Below are 18,508 nucleotides of genomic sequence, written 5' to 3'. Positions count from 1 at the left end.
CCTCCTACTCCAGGTTGGTGTGGTTCTCGATGACGTTGTCGTTTGCGAGGCCTGCATAGGGTCCGTCGATGATTGCAGCATCGAGTACCAGATGCACTGCCTGGTCGAACTGGTTGCCCAGAGGCTGGATCGTAGAAGGCTCTTCTGCTCTCCGCCGTTTCGTGGCTGCGGGTACAAAGAGACCGCTGCTGCACCACTCTTCTTGCAACTTCTCTTTGTTTGCCGTAACCAGCGCGATATGGGCGCCTTGCTTCACCGCATTCCTGCAAAGGCCATCCAGCTGGGCAGAACTTCCGGATCCTGAAACTAGCAGGAGCACGTCTTCTCTTCGGATGGGAGGGGTGATGGTTTCGCCAACCGCATAGACATTTTTGCCGCAATGCATCAGCCTCATCGCAATCGCCTTGCCGATCAAACCTGAACGCCCTTCGCCGAAAATGAAAAAGCGGGAATCCCTCGAGAGCAATTGAACCAAAGAATCATATTGTTCGGCATCGATCCCTTTCAGGATCCGTTCCATTTCTTCCAGCACCGTAAAAGGCGTCTTCATCACTCAGCCTCCCTTACCGCTCGACGGCTTTTTTATTCGCTACGAAATCCTGTACATCTTCCAAATAAGGAAGGCCTTCGTTATCGCCTGATACTGTTGTCACGAGTGCTCCGACTCCGTTGGCAAATTGCAGCAGCGCCGTTGCATCCAGCCCGTTCAATACCCCATAGATATAACCGGCATCAAACCCGTCTCCGGCGCCGACCGTATCCACCGGCTTGACAGAAAATCCTGGAGCTGCGATCCATTTGCCGTCCCGGTAAAGCCGTGAACCATTCTCGCCATCTTTAATGACCAGGTCTCTGATATGGAAACTTTCACTATAACCGGCCAAATCTTCGAGTGATTCTTTTCCGGAAATCATCCGGAGTTCATCCATGCCCGTCAGCAAGATATCAATATCCGGGAATATTGCTTCATAGGCGGCACGGGCGTCTTCAATGCTCCAAAGCTTCAGCCGGATGTTCGGATCGAACGCGACCAGGATCCCTTTTCGCTTAGCAATTTCGATCACTTTTCGGGCGACTGAAAGGTGCTGTTTGTTGATGGCCAAGTAGACGCCTGTCAGATGGACTGCTTGTATGCCGTCAAAAAGCTCTTCTGTGATGTCTTCAGGTGTAATCGCGGTAACTGGCGACGGCTCGCGATAGTAATAAGTCTTGCCGGCTCCGCCTTCATGGATTTCCTTAAAGTTCAACGAAGTCGGTATGCCTTCGATGAATTCCACCGCCGTTACATCCACTCCTTCGCCGCGCGCAAAATTGTAGATCACTTTGCCGAAATCATCTTTTCCCAAGCGGCTGATCCATTTACTTCTGAGGCCCAGCCGGGCACAGCCGATGGCAAAATTCAGTTCCGCCCCTCCGACTTTCCGTTCAAAATGGGTGACATACCTCAATGGCCCGGTTGATGTGGGGTTCATCGTAATCATGGCATCGCCTATTGTTAACACTCCAAATTCCATTGACACTTTGCTACACTCCCTGCTTGCTTTAAATGGATTCTCTTTCGACTAAAATCGGAGAATACCGCCGTGCTTCATATTCCGTTTCAAACGACTTGCTTTCGATCAGTTTTAAAAGCGTTTCCGCTGCATCTTTCCCGATTTCGAATGTCGGCTGCTTGATGACTGTGATCGGAGTGGCGACGATTTCCAAGAAAGGCGAATCATCGATAGTAACGACGCCGACATCCTCCGGAATCGACAATTGATTTTTTTTCACAAATTTCAGCAATTCGATCAGCGCCAAATCATTTGTGGCAAAAAAGGCGTCCGGCCGGTCTTTCGAATCCCAGATCGCTTGCAGCTTTTCCCCGATGCGGTTGCGCTCTTCAGCGATGATCCAGTCTTCCCTAAGAACAAGGCCAAGTTCCCGGACCGTTTTCCTGAACCCATTAATGCGTTCTACCCGCGGCGTCACTTTTTTGGCAATCGAAGTGGACACAAGGCCGATTTTTTTATAGCCCTTCTTTTCAATCTGGGAAACCGCAATCTGTGAAGCGCTTTCATTGTCCAGAAGAAGCATCGGGAAAATCGGCTGATTGATCTTTCTGTCGACGAAAACAATCGGAAAGCCAGCTTTCTTTAATTGCTTATATAAATCATCGTTGCCATTGGTCGGAAAGATGATCAGCCCATCGACTTGCTTCGCCATCAGCATATCGATATAAGCTCGTTCTTTTTCCGGCTGGTCATCTGCATTGCAGACAAATAAATGAAACCCGCTTTTCCCGCAGAAATCTTCAATCGCCCGGATAATTTCAGTTGAAAAGGTGTGAAGAATATTTGCTACAATGACGCCGATGGTGCCGGACTTTTTCTGCTTCAAACTTTTAGCTGCATAGTTTGGAATATAATCCAGCTCTTTGATAGCTTGTTCGATCCGCAACTTTGTCGGGACTGCCATAAATTCAAACCGGTTGTTTATATACTGGGAAACTGTGCTTTTTGAAACCCCAGCTCTCTCTGCTACATCTTGCATTGTTATCTTTTTCAACGGTTCACCTCGCTACTAAACCGGTTTAGTAAATCGGTTTAGTGAAAGTATAAATGAAAGCCCTTCCAAAATCAACCCTTTATTCAGAAAATTTTATGTTTATAAAAAAAGACCTTTTGCCGTGCAGACAAAAGGTCTTTTCATTGCTCATATTTTATCTTTTTCACTTAATCCGGAGCTGCCGAAAGCATCATCCAGCGTATCATACCGGGCAATCTCGCACACTTTCCCGTTTTTTATTTCCATGTAGGTGTAGATGGTCACTTCGCCGCGTTGGTCTTGCCAGGTGCCTTGCTGCTCGTAAACCACTTTGTCGGCTTTTCGGTATCGGGTCCGGGTTTCCAGATGAATGCCCGAGTTTTCCACCCATTGCTGCAATGTGTCATGGCCTACTCCGGTGCCTTGCGGGCCGATCAGTTCGATATTGTGATCGGACACTTTGAGGACGCCTTCTACATCTTTTGCATTTACCCGCTCTGTCCAGGCATCTGCCGTTTCAATGATATTTTCCACGTCTTGGACCCTCCTCCGCAATTTGAATAAATTATCTTTTCTGAATTTTAACACAATAAAATGGGATTTTCAGCAATTTTTTGCGGCAAAACAAAAAGCCCATTTGCAAATGGGCTCAGACTGTAAACAAAGTCTAAATATCATGAATAGGGATGCATTAGCCCGACCGGGAGCGTCATCTGTATCTAATAGATAAGATAAGGACGCTGATCCTGCTTTAATCTCCCGGGAACAAGCTGCTAGCTTCAGGATCCGGAACGGAAGGCGGCCAACTTGTTTGCGACGAAGCAGCGAAGCGATGCAACGCCCTTTCATGTCTCGAAGCTAGCGCAGCGATGCAGAGACAGGAGCACAGGTTCTTAGTTAGTTCGGCGCGAGCCCGCGGAAAGCGTCCGCCTGAAGTGGAGGATTCGGTATTTCTTTTATTTCATGCATATTTATAAAATTTAAAACTTATTTATTCTTTTTTCTACAAGCTCAGCTCATTGGCAAATGGGCTTTTTAGTAATGGACGTTTTTCAGTTTTTTAAATGCCTTAACGAACTGCGCCGGATCTTCATATACTTGATACGTAATGACTCCCCGGTGTGTATGCAAGTAGAGCATGTTGGCGTCTGTAGAAAGCGATTTATAGGAGACATCCCAGACAGCCGATAACGGAAAGGCGGATTCCGGCGTGGCTACCCCGTGCTCGAACAATTGAAGGCGGCTTTCACGGTGGATGATTTTCATTTCCCCTGCTTCAATAAGCCGTTCGGTGTCCGTGTATGTGATCGATGACAGCAACGTTGAATGGTGCATGCCGGCTCTCCTCCTTCCGTTGCGCTGCCCTGAGTATAGCCCATTTCCCTTTCTGCATGCAAAAGTCCGGCCTTTGCCAATTAGACGGTAAAACAGCAGAATGGTACACTTTTCGTACTTATATATACCGTAAAGGAGCGGTCTTGATGGACAATTGGTTCGGCGCCACTTCCCCTTCCGTTTTTGTGCCTTTTTCAATCAGTCATCTATTGATGCTCGTCGCGGCGATCGGCGGCTTTGTTTTCCTATTGGCCCAAAGAAACCAGCTCCGTGAATCGCCGCTTTTTTTCTCGCGCCTCCGCTGGACCTTGTTCGTCCTGCTGCTCGTTTCAGAAACCTCCTATCAGGCATGGGCGATTTCAAATGGCGTCTGGAGCTTCAGTGGACACGTCCCCTTGCATCTCTGCGGCATCGCCTCGATCACAGCGATGGTCGGTCTTTTGACGCTGCGCCCGTTATGGATCCAAATTTCCTTCTTCATCGGCATCCTGCCTGCTGTTCTAACGCTTATCACGCCCGAGCTGCCCCATGATTTTCAGCATTTCCGGTTCTGGAAATTTTTCATTCACCACATGGCAATCCCCTGGGCCTGTCTATTTTTGGCGTTGCGGAAACCGGCTGTCATTTCGTTGCGGTCCCTGTTTCTGGTTTATTCCTTGCTTGTCGGTTATGCACTCATTATCGGTTTTCTCGTCAATCCGGCTGCCGGGGCCAATTATTTATACCTTTCCCGATTGCCGGAGGCCGCTACGCCTTTAAGTTTCTTCGGAAGCGGCATCTGGTATTACCTGAACCTTGGAATTGCCGCTTTTCTCCTTTTTGCCGGGCAGTATCTTTTTTGGAAAAAGTTTTTCATCGGCACAGAAAAAAAAGCTGTCCGCTAAAGCGGCAGCCTTCTTTTCTACAGGTCAGCTTCAAAGTATTCGTTGATCAAATCGCCGTTGATGCCGATAGCGGCTGCACTTCCTTCTCCTGCTGCAATAATTAGCTGAGACGGGACGATCAGCGAAGTATCCCCTGCAGCATAGACATTCCAGACACTGGTCCTGCCATAGCCGTCCGTTTTGATGCCGCCGTATGCATTCTCCTCGCAGCCCAGCTCTTTTCCGAAATCCGCTGCGTGCCGCCAAAGCGGCGTGACAAATCCTCCTATCCGCTCAATGAGCGTCCCGTCTTCAAGTCTGACGTTGCGCAATTGTCCGTTTTCGCCTTCTAAACCGTCGATCGCCTCTTCCCGCACCTGGATGCCTTTCGCTGTCAATTTGTCCCGGTCTTCAAGCTCCAAGCGGCCTTCCCCATTTGTAAAGACGACCAGATCCTTGCTCCAGCTGTAGACTTTCTTGGCCAACTCGTAGACGTTTTTGTCCGCGATGACGGCCAATGGCTGATCGCGCATTTCCCAGCCGTCGCAATAAGGGCAACTGAATAGGCTGGTGCCATAGAACTTTTCAATATCTGGAATATTCGGCTGCTCTTCCTTCAAGCCGGTTGCCAGCAGCACTTTGATGCTATGGTACGTTTCACCGCTTGCCGTTGTCAGTTCGTAATGGGTATCGGACACCCGGTTGATCGTCAAAGCGCGGTCCTGCTTGATCGTGACCGAGTCGTATTTGGCTATCTCTTCATGCGCCAAGCGTTTGAGCTCTGTGGGGGTGATGCCATCCCGGGTTAGAAAACCGTGTGATTCCCGTGTCACAAGATTCCGCCCGTTGTCATCGTCAAAAAGAATCACATTCCGCCTCGATCTCCCCAGCACGAGAGCGGCATTCAAGCCAGCCGGACCTCCTCCGATTATTGCGCAATCATATCGCATATCATCCATCCTTTATTTTGAGATTATCCCTAAACCTTCCCGATTCGGGGCCAGTGTAAACGTTCCGGAAAATGCAGCGCTGTTCATGGATCCATCAGAAAAAGGCCCCCGCCGCGGAGGCCTTCCTTCTTATTTAATGTCCGGCTGATCCATCCCTGTTTCTGCGGAAAGCTCTGTTGCCTACGCCTTCAACCCGACCGGCTCAATCCCAGTCTTCCCTTGGGAATTCGGCATCGAAGTATTCGTTCGTCAAGTCTCCATTGATTCCGATGGCGGCGGCACTTCCTTCGCCTGCCGCGATGATGAGCTGTGAAGGGACGATCAAAGAAGCATCGCCCGCGGAATAGACGTTCCAGACGTTGGTGCGCCCATAGCCGTCCGTCAGAATGCCGCCGTGTGCGTTCAACCGGATGCCGAGTTTCTTGGCAAACGGTGTTGCATGGCTCCAATGCGGCGTCACAAAGCCGCCGGTCCGGTCAATGAGCGTGCCGTCTTCGAGCCGGACGCTGCGCAATTGCCCGTCCTCCCCTTCGAGGCCGTCAATCACATCTTCGTATACGATGATCCCCTTCGCTTCCAGGTTATCGCGGTCTTCCAGCTCCAGCCGCCCTTCCCCATCCGTGAAAACCATCAGATCCCTGCTCCAGTTAAAGACTTTCTTGGCCACTTCAAATACATTTTTATCCGCTATGACTGCAAGCGGCTTGTCCCGAAGCTCCCAGCCGTCGCAATAAGGGCAGCTGAACAAACTGGTGCCGTAATAATGTTCAATATCCGGTATATTGGGCAGTTCTTCTTTCAGCCCTGTGGCAATCAGAATTTTGATGCTGTGATAGACTTCCCCTTTTCCCGTTGTCAGCTTGTAATGGGTATCCGTTACATGTTCGATATCTGCGATGCGGTCTTTCTTCACCTCGACGCTTTCATATTTAACAAGTTCTTCATACGCCAGCCGCTTGAGTTCCGAAGGCTGGACGCCGTCGCGGGTAATAAATCCATGAGAGGCACGGGTTACCAGGTTGCGGCCATGATTGTCATCGAAAATCAACGTCTTCCTCCTCGACCGCCCCAACACTAAAGCGGCATTCAAGCCTGCGGGCCCGCCGCCGATTATTACGCAATCGTATCGCATGTCAGCCATCCTCCATCACTTTCTTATTCCATGAATTTTCCCGGTTTGGGCTGCTGATAAACTGAACGGCGCGGCGCCATCCACTGAATCCAAAAACGGCGCTGAATCCCATTAGATTCAGCGCCGCCGACTTATGCCTGCTTGGCCAACAAGCCATTCAGCACTTCAATGAAAAATGTATTCTCTTCAGGTGTCCCGACGGATACACGGATAAATTCCGGCAAGCCCCATGTTTTTCCATAGCGGACAATGACGCCTTGCGCCATGAGGGCTTTATAGATTTCTTCGCCGTTCGGGCCGACTTCCACCAAGACGAAGTTCGCCTCGCTTTCGGTATACTTCAAGCCGAGTTCTTTAAACGTTTTATAGAAAAGCTCGCGCCCGGCTTTATTGGCTTCACGGGAAGCGCGCACGTGCTCGGTGTCCGTAATGGCAGCTGTAGCGGCTATTTGCGCCAACGCGTTGACGTTGAACGGCTCCTTCACTTTCAGGACCGACTGGATGATCTCTTCTGGTGCAATGCCGAAACCGACGCGCAGGCCGGCAATGCCGTAGATTTTCGAGAACGTCTGCAAGACGATGACCGGATGGCCCGCTTTTGCAAATTCGACGCCTGCTGTATATTCCGGCAAATCGGCGAAATGGCTGTAAGCTCCGTCAATAACGACCAGGATGTCATTTACAGCGTTCAACACTTTTTCGATATCCGCCTTAGCCATAATCGTCCCGGTCGGATTGTTCGGCGTGCAGATATAGATGATTTTGGTTTTATCCGTAACAGCCGCCAAAATCGCATCAACATCGAATTCGAAGTTCTCCGCGAATGGCACCGGCACCACTTTCGCGCCCATGATGTGTGCGCCGAAATCATATTCGCTGAATGAAGGCGATGGGACGATGATCTCGTCCCCTTGTTCCAAGAACGCTTCCGAAACCAGCGTGATCAATTCGTCCGCCCCGTTCGTCGGGATGATCTGCGCCGGCGTCACACCGTACTGCTCAGCGATGGCCGTTTTCAAAGCCGTCGCGTCCGCATCCGGATAGCGGTTCAATTCCGACAGGCTGTTTTTGATCGCTTCTACCGCCTTAGGCGATGGCCCGAGCGGATTTTCGTTTGATGCCAATTTGATGACACGGTCCAAGCCCAGTTCTTTCTGCACTTCCCAGATCGGTTTCCCGGGGGAATACGGTTGGATAATATCCAAAGTTCTGCGCGGCTGAATATTTCTGCGGTTTTCCATATGAGCGCCTCCATTATGATCGAGATCATTGATTGAATTTTTATTTAACTACCTTCTTACTATACCAGTCCGGCTGCCGTTGCGGCACCCATAAAATCTTCAATTGCTTGTTTTTCAATAGGGGGCAGCTTTCGGGCGCCTATTCACCAGGTAAATGCTAAAAACGATCAGCACCAATCCCGCAGCGAGCGTCCCAGTTACGTCCTCCTCCATGAAAACAGCTCCGGCAAGTACCGCGATCAAGGGCACAAGGAACGTAAACGCTGCCACTTTGCTCGCTTCCCCGTGATTCATCAGATGAAAATAGATGACAAAAGCGACCGGCACCCCGAATGTTGCCCCAAACCCGAGGCCGATGAGATACGGCACATTCCACGTAATGTCCGATCCGTTTTCGAATACGCTTCCGCCTGCCATCAAAACGGCTCCACCGATCAAAAATTGCAGCGCTACCATCCACATCGAATCGACACGGCTGCCGATTTTCTTTACATAGATGACCCCTAGCGCCCAGCTGAGTGCGGCCAACAGCGCCATGACGAGGCCCGTTATGGAAATCGTCCCTGTCAGGCTATCCGCGCTTATGACCAGAATGCCGGAAAACCCCAGGAGCAGCCCCGAAATTTTGAACGCCGTCATTTTTTCGCCGAGCCACAGCCAGGCGAATATGCCAATCAGCACCGGCTGAAAATAGACGACAACAGAAAACAGCCCTCCAGGCAGGTACTCGAGCCCCGCAGTTTGCAGGCCGTAGAACAGCACCGCATTCAGGAGAGCGGAAATCGAATACGCCTGCCAGTTCTGCCGCCACTTGATGCGCCTCCATGTCGGCAGGAGCACCAGCGCCAGCAACGCCCCGCCCAAGAATGACCGCATACCGGCAAACAGGATTGGCGGCGTGTAATCAAGCGCCATTTTATAGATAGACCAGCTGAGGCCCCAAATGATGACCAAAAAGAGCAACAGCCCCATTGACCGGGTAAAATACTTCTTCATCCATCGCCCTCCAACCCGTTCGAACCGATTTGTATCCATTATACAGAATGACGCCGTGTTATATGGATTGCATGCTCTTATTTGTATCCTGCCGCTAAATATGGTTAACTGTAACGAGACAACTTGAAGAGGAGTTTTCCTATGATTAAAAAAATGAAATTCATATTTGCGCCGCTGCTTATTGCGGCAGTACTTGGCGCTTGTTCAGATAGCGAAGAGGCAGCACCAAAAGAAGAGAAGACAGCAGAAACCACGGAAGAGACAGCGGGCGAGCGGCAAACCGCACTTGAGTTGCCGGAAGAAAAAGATGTAGTGGCTGTCATCAACGATGAAGAGGTACTGGGCAACGTCTACAATAGCGTGGCTCGCCAGATGGAAAGCACATTGACATCGCAGGGCCAGGACCCGACTACGCCGGAAAATGCCAAAATGCTGAAAGAGCAGGCGATGGAAGTCCTGGTCGGCAACCGCCTCATCCTTCAGGATGCGGAAGAAAAAGGCCATACTGCAGATGACGCCGCCGTTAAAGAACGGCTCGAAGAGTTGAAAGGCCAATTCGAAAGCGAAGAAGCCATGAATGAAGCCCTTGAACAAAGCGGCTTTACATTGGACGACATGGAAGAACAGCTCCATGACCAAGTAACTTACGAGAACTACATCGCCAAAGAACTGAAACCGGCGGAAGTGACGGATAAAGAAGTTCAGGAAGCATACGACGGATATGCCGCAACGGCTGAAGAAGCTCCGGCTTTGGAAGAAATGGAGCCAGCTATCCGCCAGTCGCTCGAACAGGACAAGACCCAGCAAGCCGTATCGAAACGGATTGAAGAACTGAAAAAAGAAGCGAAAATCGACGTAAAAATCTAAAAATGCAAAAACCCCGGCCACTTAGCCGGGGTTTTCTGCTTGGTTACAATTTGCTCTGGCAGTATGCCAGCACTTCCTCTTCTTCATCTTCTTCAAGGCCGAATTCCAAAATCTCATTCGACAATTTGTCAGCGAAGTTATAGTGGGCAATGCGCGGACCGTTTTCGTCCACTGCTAAAATAACACGGAGTTCAAGCCCGCCAGAGGTATACAATTCATCTTCTTCATCCACTTCTACATCAAGCAGAAACTCATACCGGTCCCCTACCATGATGCCGGTAGGGTCTTTTATTGCGAAAAAACTATAATTTGTAATGTCCATAAGTGCACCTCCATGTTTCTATTTTAGCCTTTCTGCTCGGTTTTGGATAGCTTAAGCCCAAAACGGAACACTGACGCTAGTTGAGGGTTCTTTCCTCTTGTGGCCGTTTAACGATGCTGCTCGGGGGAATACTCTTAAAAGAGACAAAATTTGAGGAGTGGAAAAACATGAAAGTATTAGTAATTGGTGCAAATGGGCAAGTGGGCAAGCAGATCGTTCAGGAGCTGGCCAATACGCCGCATGAAGCGATTGCGATGGTGCGCAAGGAAGAACAAGTGGATAAATTGAAAGAGTTGGGGGCTGCAGATGTTGTCCTTGCCGATTTGGAACAGGATTTCAGTTCTGCTTTTGACGGTGTGGATGCAGCCATTTTTGCTGCCGGCTCCGGTCCATCTACAGGGGCTGACAAAACCTTGACCATCGACTTATGGGGCGCGGCGAAAGCGGCGAAATACGCGGAAGAAAAAGGCGTCAAACGATTTGTGCAGCTTGGTTCGATGGGTTCTGCAGACCCCGATTCCGGCGGTGAGGAAATGAAGCCTTACCTGGTTGCCAAACGCACAGCAGATGAATTGCTGCAGGCAACAGGGCTTGATTACACGATTGTCCGCCCCGGCCCGCTTTCCGATGAAGCGAAAACTGCCCAGATCGAAGTTTCAGCCCAAGGCTTTTCTTCTATCGGCGACCGGTCCATCCCGCGTGCAGACGTAGCCCATATCCTGGTCGAAGTGCTTGACCGCCCGAACACCTACGGGAAAACATTTGAAGTCCTGCAAGGCAAGAATGAAGCCGGCGCAGAGCTTGACTCCTTATAGGCCTGAGTAAGCAATCAACGAAAAAAGAGCCCATGGTTTTTTGCTCTTTTTTATGGTAAAATAAGCTTTACGATAATAGAGGACGTGATAAGCATGATTAATATTCAACCACCTAAAGCTGATGTCACCATTACACAGCGCAAACAGGAAACCACAGGCGACGAAGCGATCATCAAGCCGCTTTACGGATTTATCGACCTGCATGAGATTCCGCGCGACAAAGGCGGCATCATCCAATTCTTCAACCACAGCGGCGAGCTCTTGTTTGTCGGCAAAGCCCGCAAGCTCCGCCAGCGCGTGAAAAAGCATTTTGAAGACAACGTATCACCGTTGAAAAACCACCGCGAAGAGGTTTACCGCATTACGGTTTCGATTGTCGAAGATCCGATGGAACGCGACATCTACGAAACGTATTTGATCAATACCCAAAAAGCGAAATACAATGTCGACAAAGTGTTTTATAAAGAAGATTAAAAGGCGCCCAACCGGCGCCTTTTTTTATTGTGCATTTTTCAGTCGGCCAGCCTTTTCTCAAAGAAATACCGGGTATGGCCTTTTGGATGGTCCTCGAGCACGCCGTATTCCTGGTACCCTTGCTTCCGATAGAAATCCGGCGCCTGGAAACTGAACGTGTCGACCACAATCAGGCGGTATTTCCTGATGCGTGAATGCTCTTCAATCTGCTGCATCAATTGTTCGGCAATCCGCTGTCCCCGCGCATCCGTGGCCACCCACAGGAAATCGATGTGCATATGCCCCCAGTAGGCAGTCCCCGTAATGCCTCCAATGATTTCTCCTTCGTCGCTGTACGCGATAAAACCGACTTCCTCTTTTGGTGTTTTGGGCTGATCGGCTAAACTCGCCATATTATGTTCAATCACTTTCTGCCGGATGAAGTCCCGGTTTTCCTGGCCGTCTTGCTGGATGATTTTCATATTGTGCCTCCTCTGAAAATAGGATTGCCTTTTCTTAAATTATTATACGCCGCCTTAATGTTTTAAGCCCACAGCAAAACGGGAATACTGTAATAATTATTAGGAATTTAGGAGGAAACAACATGTCGTCTTATGCAAAAGAAACGCCTTCTGCCTGGTGCCGGAGTGAATACGATCCGCTTCAAATGGTGTTGTTATGCCCCCCTCATTATATGGAGATCAAAGAAGTGATCAACGACGTCCAGAAAAAGTACCTAAAGGAAAATATAAATGTTGATAAAGCGTTGCAGCAGCACGAACAATTTGTCAAAGCCTTGCAAGAGAATGGCGTGGAAACGGCATTGATCAATCCTTCGGAACATTTCCCTGAGCAAGTCTTTACCCGGGACATCGGTTTTACAGTCGGCGATACGGTATTCATCGGCGAAATGGCTTCTGACATACGCCAAGGCGAAGAAGTGGAACTGCAGAAATGGCTCCAAAGCCAGCACATCCGCTCCCAACAGCTTGGCAGCCACCGGGTTGAAGGCGGTGATGTCATCATCGACCAGGATACGATTTTTGTCGGCATCAGCTCGCGGACTTCCCGCCATGCCATCCAGGAACTCCGCAAAAAATTGCCGGATTTTGAAATCGTCCCCATCGCGTTCAATGAAAAATACCTTCACTTAGACTGTGTTTTCAATATTTTATCGCCGACCGAAGCCCTGATTTTCCCGGAGGCGTTGAATCCGGAAACGGTCGCGATGCTCGCTGAGCGGTATACCCTGATCCGGGTCGATGCGAAAGAGCAGTTTGCACTCGGGACCAATGTGCTATCGATCGGCGACAGACGCGTCTTCAGCCAGCCGCAGAACACAAACGTCAATCAGCAATTGGAGCGCCACGGCTTTAATGTTATCGAAGTGGACTTCTCTGAGATCATTAAATCCGGCGGAGCGTTCCGCTGCTGCACGATGCCCTTGATCCGGAAATAAAAAAAGGATGGACCGCCTCAGCGGTTCATCCTTTTTTAAAGGGAAGATTTTTCTTTCTTGGCAGTTTCAAAAAATTTCTCAATCAGTTTAGCGCCTTCCGGAGTTCCGATCGATTCGGGGTGGAACTGGATGCCGTATACCGGATGCTCTCTATGCTTCACTGCCATGATCATGCCATCATCCTTTGACACAGCCTGGACTTCGAGGCAAGCCGGGAGCGTTTCCGCTTCCAGCACCAGCGAATGATAGCGCATGGCAGGGAACGGTTCCGCCATTTCAGAAAAAAGGCCTTTATTGCCATGGGAGATTTCCGATACTTTTCCGTGCCGGATGACCGGTGCATGGACAACACTTCCTTCAAAAGCTGTACCGATCAGCTGATGGCCGAGGCAGATGCCAAGAATCGGAATCTCCTGATAGGCTTCCTGGACAAGCCGGATGGACTCGGGCACTGCCTGAGGATGACCGGGTCCGGGAGACAGGATGATGGCCTCCGGCTGTTTCCCAAGAATCTCTTCAACTGACAATACTCCGTAGCGGACGACTTCTACATCCTGCCCCATTTCCGCCACCGCTTGGTAGATATTATAAGTAAATGAATCAAAATGATCGATCAGGAGGATCATCCGAACACCTCCGTCAAAGAACGCGCTTTATGCAGCGTCTCTTCAAACTCCGCTTGCGGGTCGGAATCATAGACAATGCCGGCACCCGCCTGGACATGGACCTGCCCATCCTTCGCGACGAACGTCCGGATGGCGAGCGCCACATCCAGGTTGCCATTAAATCCGAGATACCCCACAGCGCCCCCGTAGACGCCTCTCCGTTCTTCTTCAAAATGCTGGATCAATTGCATCGCCCGGACTTTCGGCGCGCCTGAAACGGTTCCTGCCGGCAAGCAGGAAACCAGCGCGTCAAGCGGATGCATCGCTTCGCCAAGTTCGCCTGTCACTTCAGACACCAGATGCATGACGTGCTGATAGCGCTCAATCACCATGTATTTCGGGATTTTCACCGAACCGACCGCGGCTACACGCCCGACGTCGTTGCGGCTCAGATCCACCAGCATTTGATGCTCAGCCCGTTCTTTCTCATCCTGCTCGAGATCTCGGGCCAGCAGCACATCTTCCACTTCTGTCCTTCCGCGCTTCCGCGTACCTGCAATCGGATTGGTCACCATATGGCCGTCCCGTATGGTCAATAAACTCTCAGGCGATGCTCCGACAACCGCGTAATCCGTAAAATCGACGTAAAACTGGTAAGGCGAGGGATTCTGCTTCCGCAATTTCCGGTACAAACTGAAGGCGTCGCCCGCATAGTCAGCCGTCAGGCGCTGCGATAAAACGATTTGAAAGATATCGCCGTTTTCGATATGGTTTTTGGCCTGCTTCACCTTGGCTTTAAACGAATCAGCATCTGTTTTTGACCGGAAGACGAGCGGGCGCTGCCCTTCCTGTTCCGTTGCCGGTTCCGGCACGCGCAGCTGCGCTTCGACTTCCTCCGCTTTGCCTTCAAACGAAATGATGGTCACATCATTTTTCACATGGTCGAACACCACTATCGTTTCGTATAAATGCAGATGAATGTCCGGCATCTGCAGGCTATTTTCCTTTGCAGCCTTTATCGGCTCGTATGCGCTAATGGCATCATAGCCGATGTAGCCGAGCGCTCCGCCCGTAAACGGCAAGTTCTCTATATTGGCCTTCCGGACCGGCACACGCTCTTTTAGCAGTTCCAGCGGCTTTCCTGTATGGACTGCCTCTTCTCCGGTCCTGAAATCGATTTCCTTCAGTCGATCACCGGATCCGATGAACGTCTTTGCCGGATCAGCGCCAATAAAGGAATAGCGCCCTGTCAGCGAAGTTTTCAACGAACTTTCCAGCAGGCACTTCCTCGGGCCTTCGAGCCGGTTGAACACAGCAATCGGCGTCAGTGAATCTCCTTCAACTTTTCTGATCTCCATCTCTGCTCATCTCCTCTATTCTCCAACTACTGCACCGCCAGCCAATAAAAAAGCCTCTGCAAAGAACAGGACTGTTCCTTGCAGAGGACGGATTGACCGCGGTACCACCTCATGTTAAAGCTGCCATAGCTTCCACTCGGCCCCCAATAACGCGGGGGAGACGGGCCTTCCTACTCCAATTTCAGAAGGCCACTCGTAAGCCCATTCACACATACACCCCACCAGTTTCCACCTGCCACTGGCTCTCTTTGAGAGGTCGGTATGCGCTACTCTTCTTACTCGGCGATTTGCTCTGCTATGCTCGGCTCTGCTGTACTAAGGCGGCGCCGCTCCCGGCGCCTTCTGCCCTATTCCGTACAAAAAGGTTGCTCCTATCTTATGTAATCCCCGGGATTTTGTCAACTCAAAGCATAAATAGTATGAAAATTTGTTTTTGAATGTGATTTTAAGGTAATCTAGTAGTAAGTAATACCATCACTTAACAAGGGGGCAAAGACAAGATGAAGAAGTATTCTTTTTTGATGGTAGGAATTTTGGCTTTATTGCTGATCCTGTCGGGGTGTGCAGGCGAAAGCGGCGGCAGCAGCGATAGCGACAGCAGCGGCGATTCCGCCGATAAGACGCAAATCAGCTTTATCCACTGGCGCGGTGAGGACAAGGCGGTTTTCGATGAAATCATCAGCGAATTCGAAAAAGCCAATCCCGACATCACAGTGGAAATGAACGTCTATCCTTCCGACCAGTACCAAGGGACTGCACAGCGGATGCTTGCAGACGGTGCGACCGGCGACGTCTTTACCTCTTTCCCGGGAGCCCAATTCGAATCGATTCAAGGAGCCGGACTTTTTGAAGATTTGAGCGGCGAAGAATTCCTGTCGAACTTTGATGAAAACCTCATCTCAGTCGGCCAGAAAGACGGCAAGCAATTTGCTGTACCGTATCAGCTGGTCTTCAATATGCCGATCTACAACAAAGGCATGTTCGAAGAACTTGGATTGGAAGTGCCGAAAAGCTGGACCGAGTTCCAGGAAATGGCGGACACATTGCTTGAGAACGGCATAACGCCAATCGCTTTCCCAGGCGCGGACATCGGCCCTAACCAATTCATGAACAGCATGATGATGAACAATGCACCAGACGAAGAAGTTTTTGCGAAGCTTCAGAACGGCGAGGAATCCTTGACCAACGAATGGTGGGTCAAAACCTTAGAAGACTTTAAATTATTGGCGGACAAAGGCTATATTCAGGAAAATGCCCTCGGCACCAACCAGGATGCGGCTATGTCGATGGTAGCAAACGAAGAAGCGGCGATGCTTGCGACTGGTTCCTACCATATGGCCTCCCTATTGAAATTGAACCCGGACCTACAGCTTGATCTGCTGGCTCCGATCACTGTCGAAGAAAGTGAAGCGGTTTACGAAGGCATCAACACCGCTACATTCATGCTTGCCGTCAACAGCAAGTCGGAGAAAAAAGAAGAAGCCAAGAAATTCATCGAGTTCCTAAGCCAGCCCGAAATCGCATCGAAATATGCGAATGAAACCGGCCAGCATTTAACGGTGAAAGACGTGGCGTACGAATCGGATGCGTTGAAGAATACGGCTTACTGGATCGATGAAAAGAAAACACGTTTCCAGCCGCGCTTCCTGATTACCAATGCACAGATCGAAGAAGCCGTGCTTAGCTCGATTGAAAACGTTCTGGGCGGAGAAGATCCGAAGGCTGCAGCCGAAGCTGCCCAAAAAATCGTAGACGAAAACAGGGAATGATGTCATGAGAACTTCAAAGACCATTTATTTATTCTTCTTGCCTGGCCTTCTGTTATACAGCGTCTTTTTCCTGTATCCGACAGCCAGCGCAATCTTCTATTCCTTCACCGACTGGGACGGCTTTAGTGAAGCGTTCCAGTTTGTAGGAATTGATAATTATGAACGGGCGCTTACAGCCGATTCGATTTTCAGGAAAACCGTCGGCAACAACTTGAAATTCATGTTTGTCGTGGTGATTTTCCAGACGCTCGTTGCGCTCGCGTTTGCACTGATTGTCCTGAAAAATACGAAGACGACCGTTTTCCTGCGGGCTTTGTACTTTTTCCCGACGATTTTGTCATCTGTTTCCGTGGCCTTTATCTGGGCGTTCATCTATGACCCTTCTCTGGGCATCTTGAACCGCGGCATGGAAGCAATCGGCCTTGGATTCCTTGCCCAAAACTGGCTTGGAAATTCCGACATCGCCATCTACTCCTTGGCCATCACGCAGATCTGGTTCCATGCCGGACAGATGCTCATCATCTTTGTCGCTGGACTTCAGGCGATTCCGCAGGAAATGTATGAAGTGGCCAAAATCGAAGGTGCAAACAAGTGGCAGACTTTCCGCAAGGTGACCTGGCCGCTGCTTGCCCCTTCCGCCACAATCGTTGTCGCGTATACCACCATCCAATCGTTCAAGGCATTCGACTTGGTATTTGCGATGACCGGCGGCGGACCGAACTATTCGACTGAAATCATTGCCACTTATATTTTTGGTGTGGCATTCAATGGCTATCAATTTGGCTATGCCAGCGCCATTTCCGTCATTTTCATGTTGATTATTGCCTTTATCACGTTCCTGCAATTCAAAGCATTGCGATCGGATCGGGTCTCTTATTAAAGAAAGGAGGAAAACAGTTTGCTTTTCCGAAGGTTTTCCCTCATCGTCTATGCTTTGTTAATATTGATTCCGTTGCTTGTCGTTTTGCTGACATCTGTTAAAACGCTTCAGGAAACATTCGCCAACCCGCTCGGCTTTCCAAAGGACGGATTGAAGTTCGAGAACTACGTAGCTATTTTCCAAGAGCAGACCATGGCTGGCTATTTCATGAACAGTACGATCGTCACGCTGTTTTCCGTGGTCCTTACACTGTTGTTTGCTTCGATGATCGCTTACGGCATCACTCGCCTTAACAGCTGGATGGGCAATGTCCTTTTCGCCCTGTTCACGCTCGGGATGATGATTCCTGCACAAGTGATCATGGTGCCGCTTTATTCGTTGATGCTCGATTTCGGATTGACCAACAGCTTGGTCGGCTTGATCCTTGTAAACATTTCATCGACACTGCCGATTGCCGTATTCATTTTGACCGGCTTTATGAAAACCTTGCCGCGGGAATTGTTTGAGGCATCTACAATCGACGGTGCGGGCAACTGGCAGATGTTTGCAAAAATCGCGATTCCGCTGTCCTTACCATCCCTTTCAGCAACAGCCATTTTCCTTTTTGTCATGCACTGGAACGACTTGCTTTACCCATTGCTCTTCATCACAGACAATGCCTATAAAACTTTGCCTCTTGCTTTGCTTGAATTCCAAGGGCAGTATTCGACCAACTACCCGATGCTCTTCACCGGAGTTATCATCGCATCGGCGCCAATGGTCGTCGCCTATGTCTTCCTGCAGCGTTTCTTCGTTGCCGGCATGACTGCAGGTGCGGTGAAAGGCTAAAGATCATATGAAAAAGGCTGTCGGGAAAATCCGAGGCCACTGAAAAACCCTCCCTCTACATCACCGGGAGGCATCAAAAGAGCCGAGATGACAGAAATCCTGTCATTTC

The 18,508-nt window shown here is 50.0% G+C and carries 21 protein-coding genes and 1 other annotated feature; of the genes, 8 read left to right on the top strand and 13 right to left on the bottom strand.

The features are described 5' to 3' along the window. Positions 1–4: 4 nt before the first annotated feature. From hxlB to ACTL32_RS13630, 5 genes are all read right to left on the bottom strand, one after another. Positions 5–550 (bottom strand): 6-phospho-3-hexuloisomerase, encoded by a 546-nt coding sequence (hxlB, locus tag ACTL32_RS13650; protein ID WP_441342005.1) that lies wholly within the window; start codon positions 548–550, stop codon positions 5–7. Between the two features lie 13 nt (positions 551–563). Further along, a complete protein-coding gene (locus ACTL32_RS13645) occupies positions 564–1,520 on the bottom strand; it encodes a sugar kinase (RefSeq protein WP_441342004.1) in 957 nt (318 codons plus the stop codon). 22 nt (positions 1,521–1,542) lie between these two features. After that, complete coding sequence (locus ACTL32_RS13640; protein ID WP_441342003.1) at positions 1,543–2,547, bottom strand: LacI family DNA-binding transcriptional regulator; 1,005 nt, start codon at positions 2,545–2,547, stop codon at positions 1,543–1,545. 147 nt (positions 2,548–2,694) lie between these two features. Then, the gene (locus ACTL32_RS13635) at positions 2,695–3,060 is read right to left on the bottom strand and encodes a nuclear transport factor 2 family protein (protein WP_441342002.1); all 366 of its coding nucleotides are present in this window, start codon (positions 3,058–3,060) and stop codon (positions 2,695–2,697) included. A 501-nt stretch (positions 3,061–3,561) separates the two neighbouring features. Continuing rightward, positions 3,562–3,861: a hypothetical protein gene (locus tag ACTL32_RS13630; protein WP_441342001.1), complete on the bottom strand. Its 300-nt coding sequence runs from the start codon at positions 3,859–3,861 to the stop codon at positions 3,562–3,564. A gap of 146 nt (positions 3,862–4,007) precedes the next feature. Here ACTL32_RS13630 and ACTL32_RS13625 point away from each other — a divergent pair, with 146 nt between their 5' ends. Beyond that, complete coding sequence (locus tag ACTL32_RS13625) at positions 4,008–4,745, top strand: YwaF family protein (RefSeq protein ID WP_441342000.1); 738 nt, start codon at positions 4,008–4,010, stop codon at positions 4,743–4,745. A gap of 17 nt (positions 4,746–4,762) precedes the next feature. Here ACTL32_RS13625 and ACTL32_RS13620 read toward each other — a convergent pair whose 3' ends face one another. The 4 genes from ACTL32_RS13620 to ACTL32_RS13605 form a co-directional block, all read right to left on the bottom strand. Beyond that, complete coding sequence (locus ACTL32_RS13620) at positions 4,763–5,674, bottom strand: NAD(P)/FAD-dependent oxidoreductase (RefSeq protein WP_441341999.1); 912 nt, start codon at positions 5,672–5,674, stop codon at positions 4,763–4,765. Between the two features lie 202 nt (positions 5,675–5,876). Continuing rightward, positions 5,877–6,806, bottom strand: coding sequence for an NAD(P)/FAD-dependent oxidoreductase (locus ACTL32_RS13615; RefSeq protein WP_441341998.1), 930 nt, complete (start codon positions 6,804–6,806; stop codon positions 5,877–5,879). A gap of 131 nt (positions 6,807–6,937) precedes the next feature. Next, positions 6,938–8,047 carry a histidinol-phosphate transaminase gene (gene hisC / locus ACTL32_RS13610; RefSeq protein WP_441341997.1) on the bottom strand — a complete coding sequence of 370 codons (1,110 nt, stop codon included), beginning with the start codon at positions 8,045–8,047 and terminating at the stop codon, positions 6,938–6,940. A gap of 114 nt (positions 8,048–8,161) precedes the next feature. Next, positions 8,162–9,043, bottom strand: a complete 882-nt coding sequence (locus ACTL32_RS13605; protein WP_441341996.1) for a DMT family transporter — start codon at positions 9,041–9,043, stop codon at positions 8,162–8,164. Between the two features lie 141 nt (positions 9,044–9,184). On the opposite strand from ACTL32_RS13605, the gene ACTL32_RS13600 reads away from it, so the two are divergent. Continuing rightward, entirely contained in the window at positions 9,185–9,910 is a 726-nt protein-coding gene (locus ACTL32_RS13600) for a SurA N-terminal domain-containing protein (protein ID WP_441341995.1), read from the top strand. A gap of 43 nt (positions 9,911–9,953) precedes the next feature. Here ACTL32_RS13600 and ACTL32_RS13595 read toward each other — a convergent pair whose 3' ends face one another. Beyond that, positions 9,954–10,232 (bottom strand): DUF6509 family protein, encoded by a 279-nt coding sequence (locus tag ACTL32_RS13595; RefSeq protein WP_441341994.1) that lies wholly within the window; start codon positions 10,230–10,232, stop codon positions 9,954–9,956. 167 nt (positions 10,233–10,399) lie between these two features. On the opposite strand from ACTL32_RS13595, the gene ACTL32_RS13590 reads away from it, so the two are divergent. Further along, a complete protein-coding gene (locus tag ACTL32_RS13590; protein WP_441341993.1) occupies positions 10,400–11,047 on the top strand; it encodes an SDR family oxidoreductase in 648 nt (215 codons plus the stop codon). 93 nt (positions 11,048–11,140) lie between these two features. After that, positions 11,141–11,521, top strand: a complete 381-nt coding sequence (locus ACTL32_RS13585) for a nucleotide excision repair endonuclease (RefSeq protein ID WP_441341992.1) — start codon at positions 11,141–11,143, stop codon at positions 11,519–11,521. Positions 11,522–11,559: 38 nt separating this feature from the next. On the opposite strand, the gene ACTL32_RS13580 is transcribed toward ACTL32_RS13585, so the two are convergent. Then, positions 11,560–11,982, bottom strand: a complete 423-nt coding sequence (locus ACTL32_RS13580) for a GNAT family N-acetyltransferase (protein WP_441341991.1) — start codon at positions 11,980–11,982, stop codon at positions 11,560–11,562. 122 nt (positions 11,983–12,104) lie between these two features. Between ACTL32_RS13580 and ACTL32_RS13575 the strand changes: the two genes are divergently transcribed. Then, positions 12,105–12,959, top strand: a complete 855-nt coding sequence (locus ACTL32_RS13575; protein WP_441341990.1) for a dimethylarginine dimethylaminohydrolase family protein — start codon at positions 12,105–12,107, stop codon at positions 12,957–12,959. A gap of 35 nt (positions 12,960–12,994) precedes the next feature. Here the strand turns inward: ACTL32_RS13575 and ACTL32_RS13570 are convergent, their stop codons facing one another. After that, entirely contained in the window at positions 12,995–13,585 is a 591-nt protein-coding gene (locus ACTL32_RS13570) for an anthranilate synthase component II (RefSeq protein ID WP_441341989.1), read from the bottom strand. Next, positions 13,582–14,922 carry an anthranilate synthase component I gene (gene trpE / locus ACTL32_RS13565; protein WP_441341988.1) on the bottom strand — a complete coding sequence of 447 codons (1,341 nt, stop codon included), beginning with the start codon at positions 14,920–14,922 and terminating at the stop codon, positions 13,582–13,584. Before trpE ends, ACTL32_RS13570 begins: the two co-directional genes overlap by 4 nt. Before the next feature lie 80 nt (positions 14,923–15,002). After that, positions 15,003–15,214: a binding site (T-box leader), on the bottom strand. Between the two features lie 208 nt (positions 15,215–15,422). On the opposite strand from trpE, the gene ACTL32_RS13560 reads away from it, so the two are divergent. The 3 genes from ACTL32_RS13560 to ACTL32_RS13550 are packed head-to-tail and all read left to right on the top strand — an operon-like array spanning position 15,423 to position 18,399. Further along, entirely contained in the window at positions 15,423–16,691 is a 1,269-nt protein-coding gene (locus ACTL32_RS13560) for an ABC transporter substrate-binding protein (RefSeq protein ID WP_204892857.1), read from the top strand. 4 nt (positions 16,692–16,695) lie between these two features. Further along, a complete protein-coding gene (locus tag ACTL32_RS13555; protein ID WP_441341987.1) occupies positions 16,696–17,571 on the top strand; it encodes a carbohydrate ABC transporter permease in 876 nt (291 codons plus the stop codon). Positions 17,572–17,589: 18 nt separating this feature from the next. Further along, a complete protein-coding gene (locus tag ACTL32_RS13550) occupies positions 17,590–18,399 on the top strand; it encodes a carbohydrate ABC transporter permease (RefSeq protein ID WP_441341986.1) in 810 nt (269 codons plus the stop codon). The last annotated feature ends 109 nt before the right edge of the window (positions 18,400–18,508 follow it).

Origin of the sequence: Planococcus sp. FY231025 (genome assembly GCF_052078085.1) — a bacterium.
Classification (GTDB): domain Bacteria; phylum Bacillota; class Bacilli; order Bacillales_A; family Planococcaceae; genus Planococcus.
This window is presented reverse-complemented; position numbering and strand designations above follow the sequence as displayed.

What these genes read in the sequence shown, in the direction of transcription:
- ACTL32_RS13575 (WP_441341990.1), top strand. Translation starts at nt 12,105, where the DNA reads ATGTCGTCTTATGCAAAAGAAACGCCTTCTGCCTGGTGCCGGAGTGAA.
- ACTL32_RS13595 (WP_441341994.1), bottom strand. Translation starts at nt 10,232, where the DNA reads ATGGACATTACAAATTATAGTTTTTTCGCAATAAAAGACCCTACCGGC.
- hisC (WP_441341997.1), bottom strand. Translation starts at nt 8,047, where the DNA reads ATGGAAAACCGCAGAAATATTCAGCCGCGCAGAACTTTGGATATTATC.
- ACTL32_RS13620 (WP_441341999.1), bottom strand. Translation starts at nt 5,674, where the DNA reads ATGCGATATGATTGCGCAATAATCGGAGGAGGTCCGGCTGGCTTGAAT.
- ACTL32_RS13585 (WP_441341992.1), top strand. Translation starts at nt 11,141, where the DNA reads ATGATTAATATTCAACCACCTAAAGCTGATGTCACCATTACACAGCGC.
- ACTL32_RS13560 (WP_204892857.1), top strand. Translation starts at nt 15,423, where the DNA reads ATGAAGAAGTATTCTTTTTTGATGGTAGGAATTTTGGCTTTATTGCTG.
- ACTL32_RS13600 (WP_441341995.1), top strand. Translation starts at nt 9,185, where the DNA reads ATGATTAAAAAAATGAAATTCATATTTGCGCCGCTGCTTATTGCGGCA.
- ACTL32_RS13630 (WP_441342001.1), bottom strand. Translation starts at nt 3,861, where the DNA reads ATGCACCATTCAACGTTGCTGTCATCGATCACATACACGGACACCGAA.
- ACTL32_RS13590 (WP_441341993.1), top strand. Translation starts at nt 10,400, where the DNA reads ATGAAAGTATTAGTAATTGGTGCAAATGGGCAAGTGGGCAAGCAGATC.
- ACTL32_RS13555 (WP_441341987.1), top strand. Translation starts at nt 16,696, where the DNA reads ATGAGAACTTCAAAGACCATTTATTTATTCTTCTTGCCTGGCCTTCTG.
- hxlB (WP_441342005.1), bottom strand. Translation starts at nt 550, where the DNA reads ATGAAGACGCCTTTTACGGTGCTGGAAGAAATGGAACGGATCCTGAAA.
- ACTL32_RS13605 (WP_441341996.1), bottom strand. Translation starts at nt 9,043, where the DNA reads ATGAAGAAGTATTTTACCCGGTCAATGGGGCTGTTGCTCTTTTTGGTC.
- ACTL32_RS13615 (WP_441341998.1), bottom strand. Translation starts at nt 6,806, where the DNA reads ATGCGATACGATTGCGTAATAATCGGCGGCGGGCCCGCAGGCTTGAAT.
- ACTL32_RS13580 (WP_441341991.1), bottom strand. Translation starts at nt 11,982, where the DNA reads ATGAAAATCATCCAGCAAGACGGCCAGGAAAACCGGGACTTCATCCGG.
- trpE (WP_441341988.1), bottom strand. Translation starts at nt 14,922, where the DNA reads ATGGAGATCAGAAAAGTTGAAGGAGATTCACTGACGCCGATTGCTGTG.
- ACTL32_RS13625 (WP_441342000.1), top strand. Translation starts at nt 4,008, where the DNA reads ATGGACAATTGGTTCGGCGCCACTTCCCCTTCCGTTTTTGTGCCTTTT.
- ACTL32_RS13570 (WP_441341989.1), bottom strand. Translation starts at nt 13,585, where the DNA reads ATGATCCTCCTGATCGATCATTTTGATTCATTTACTTATAATATCTAC.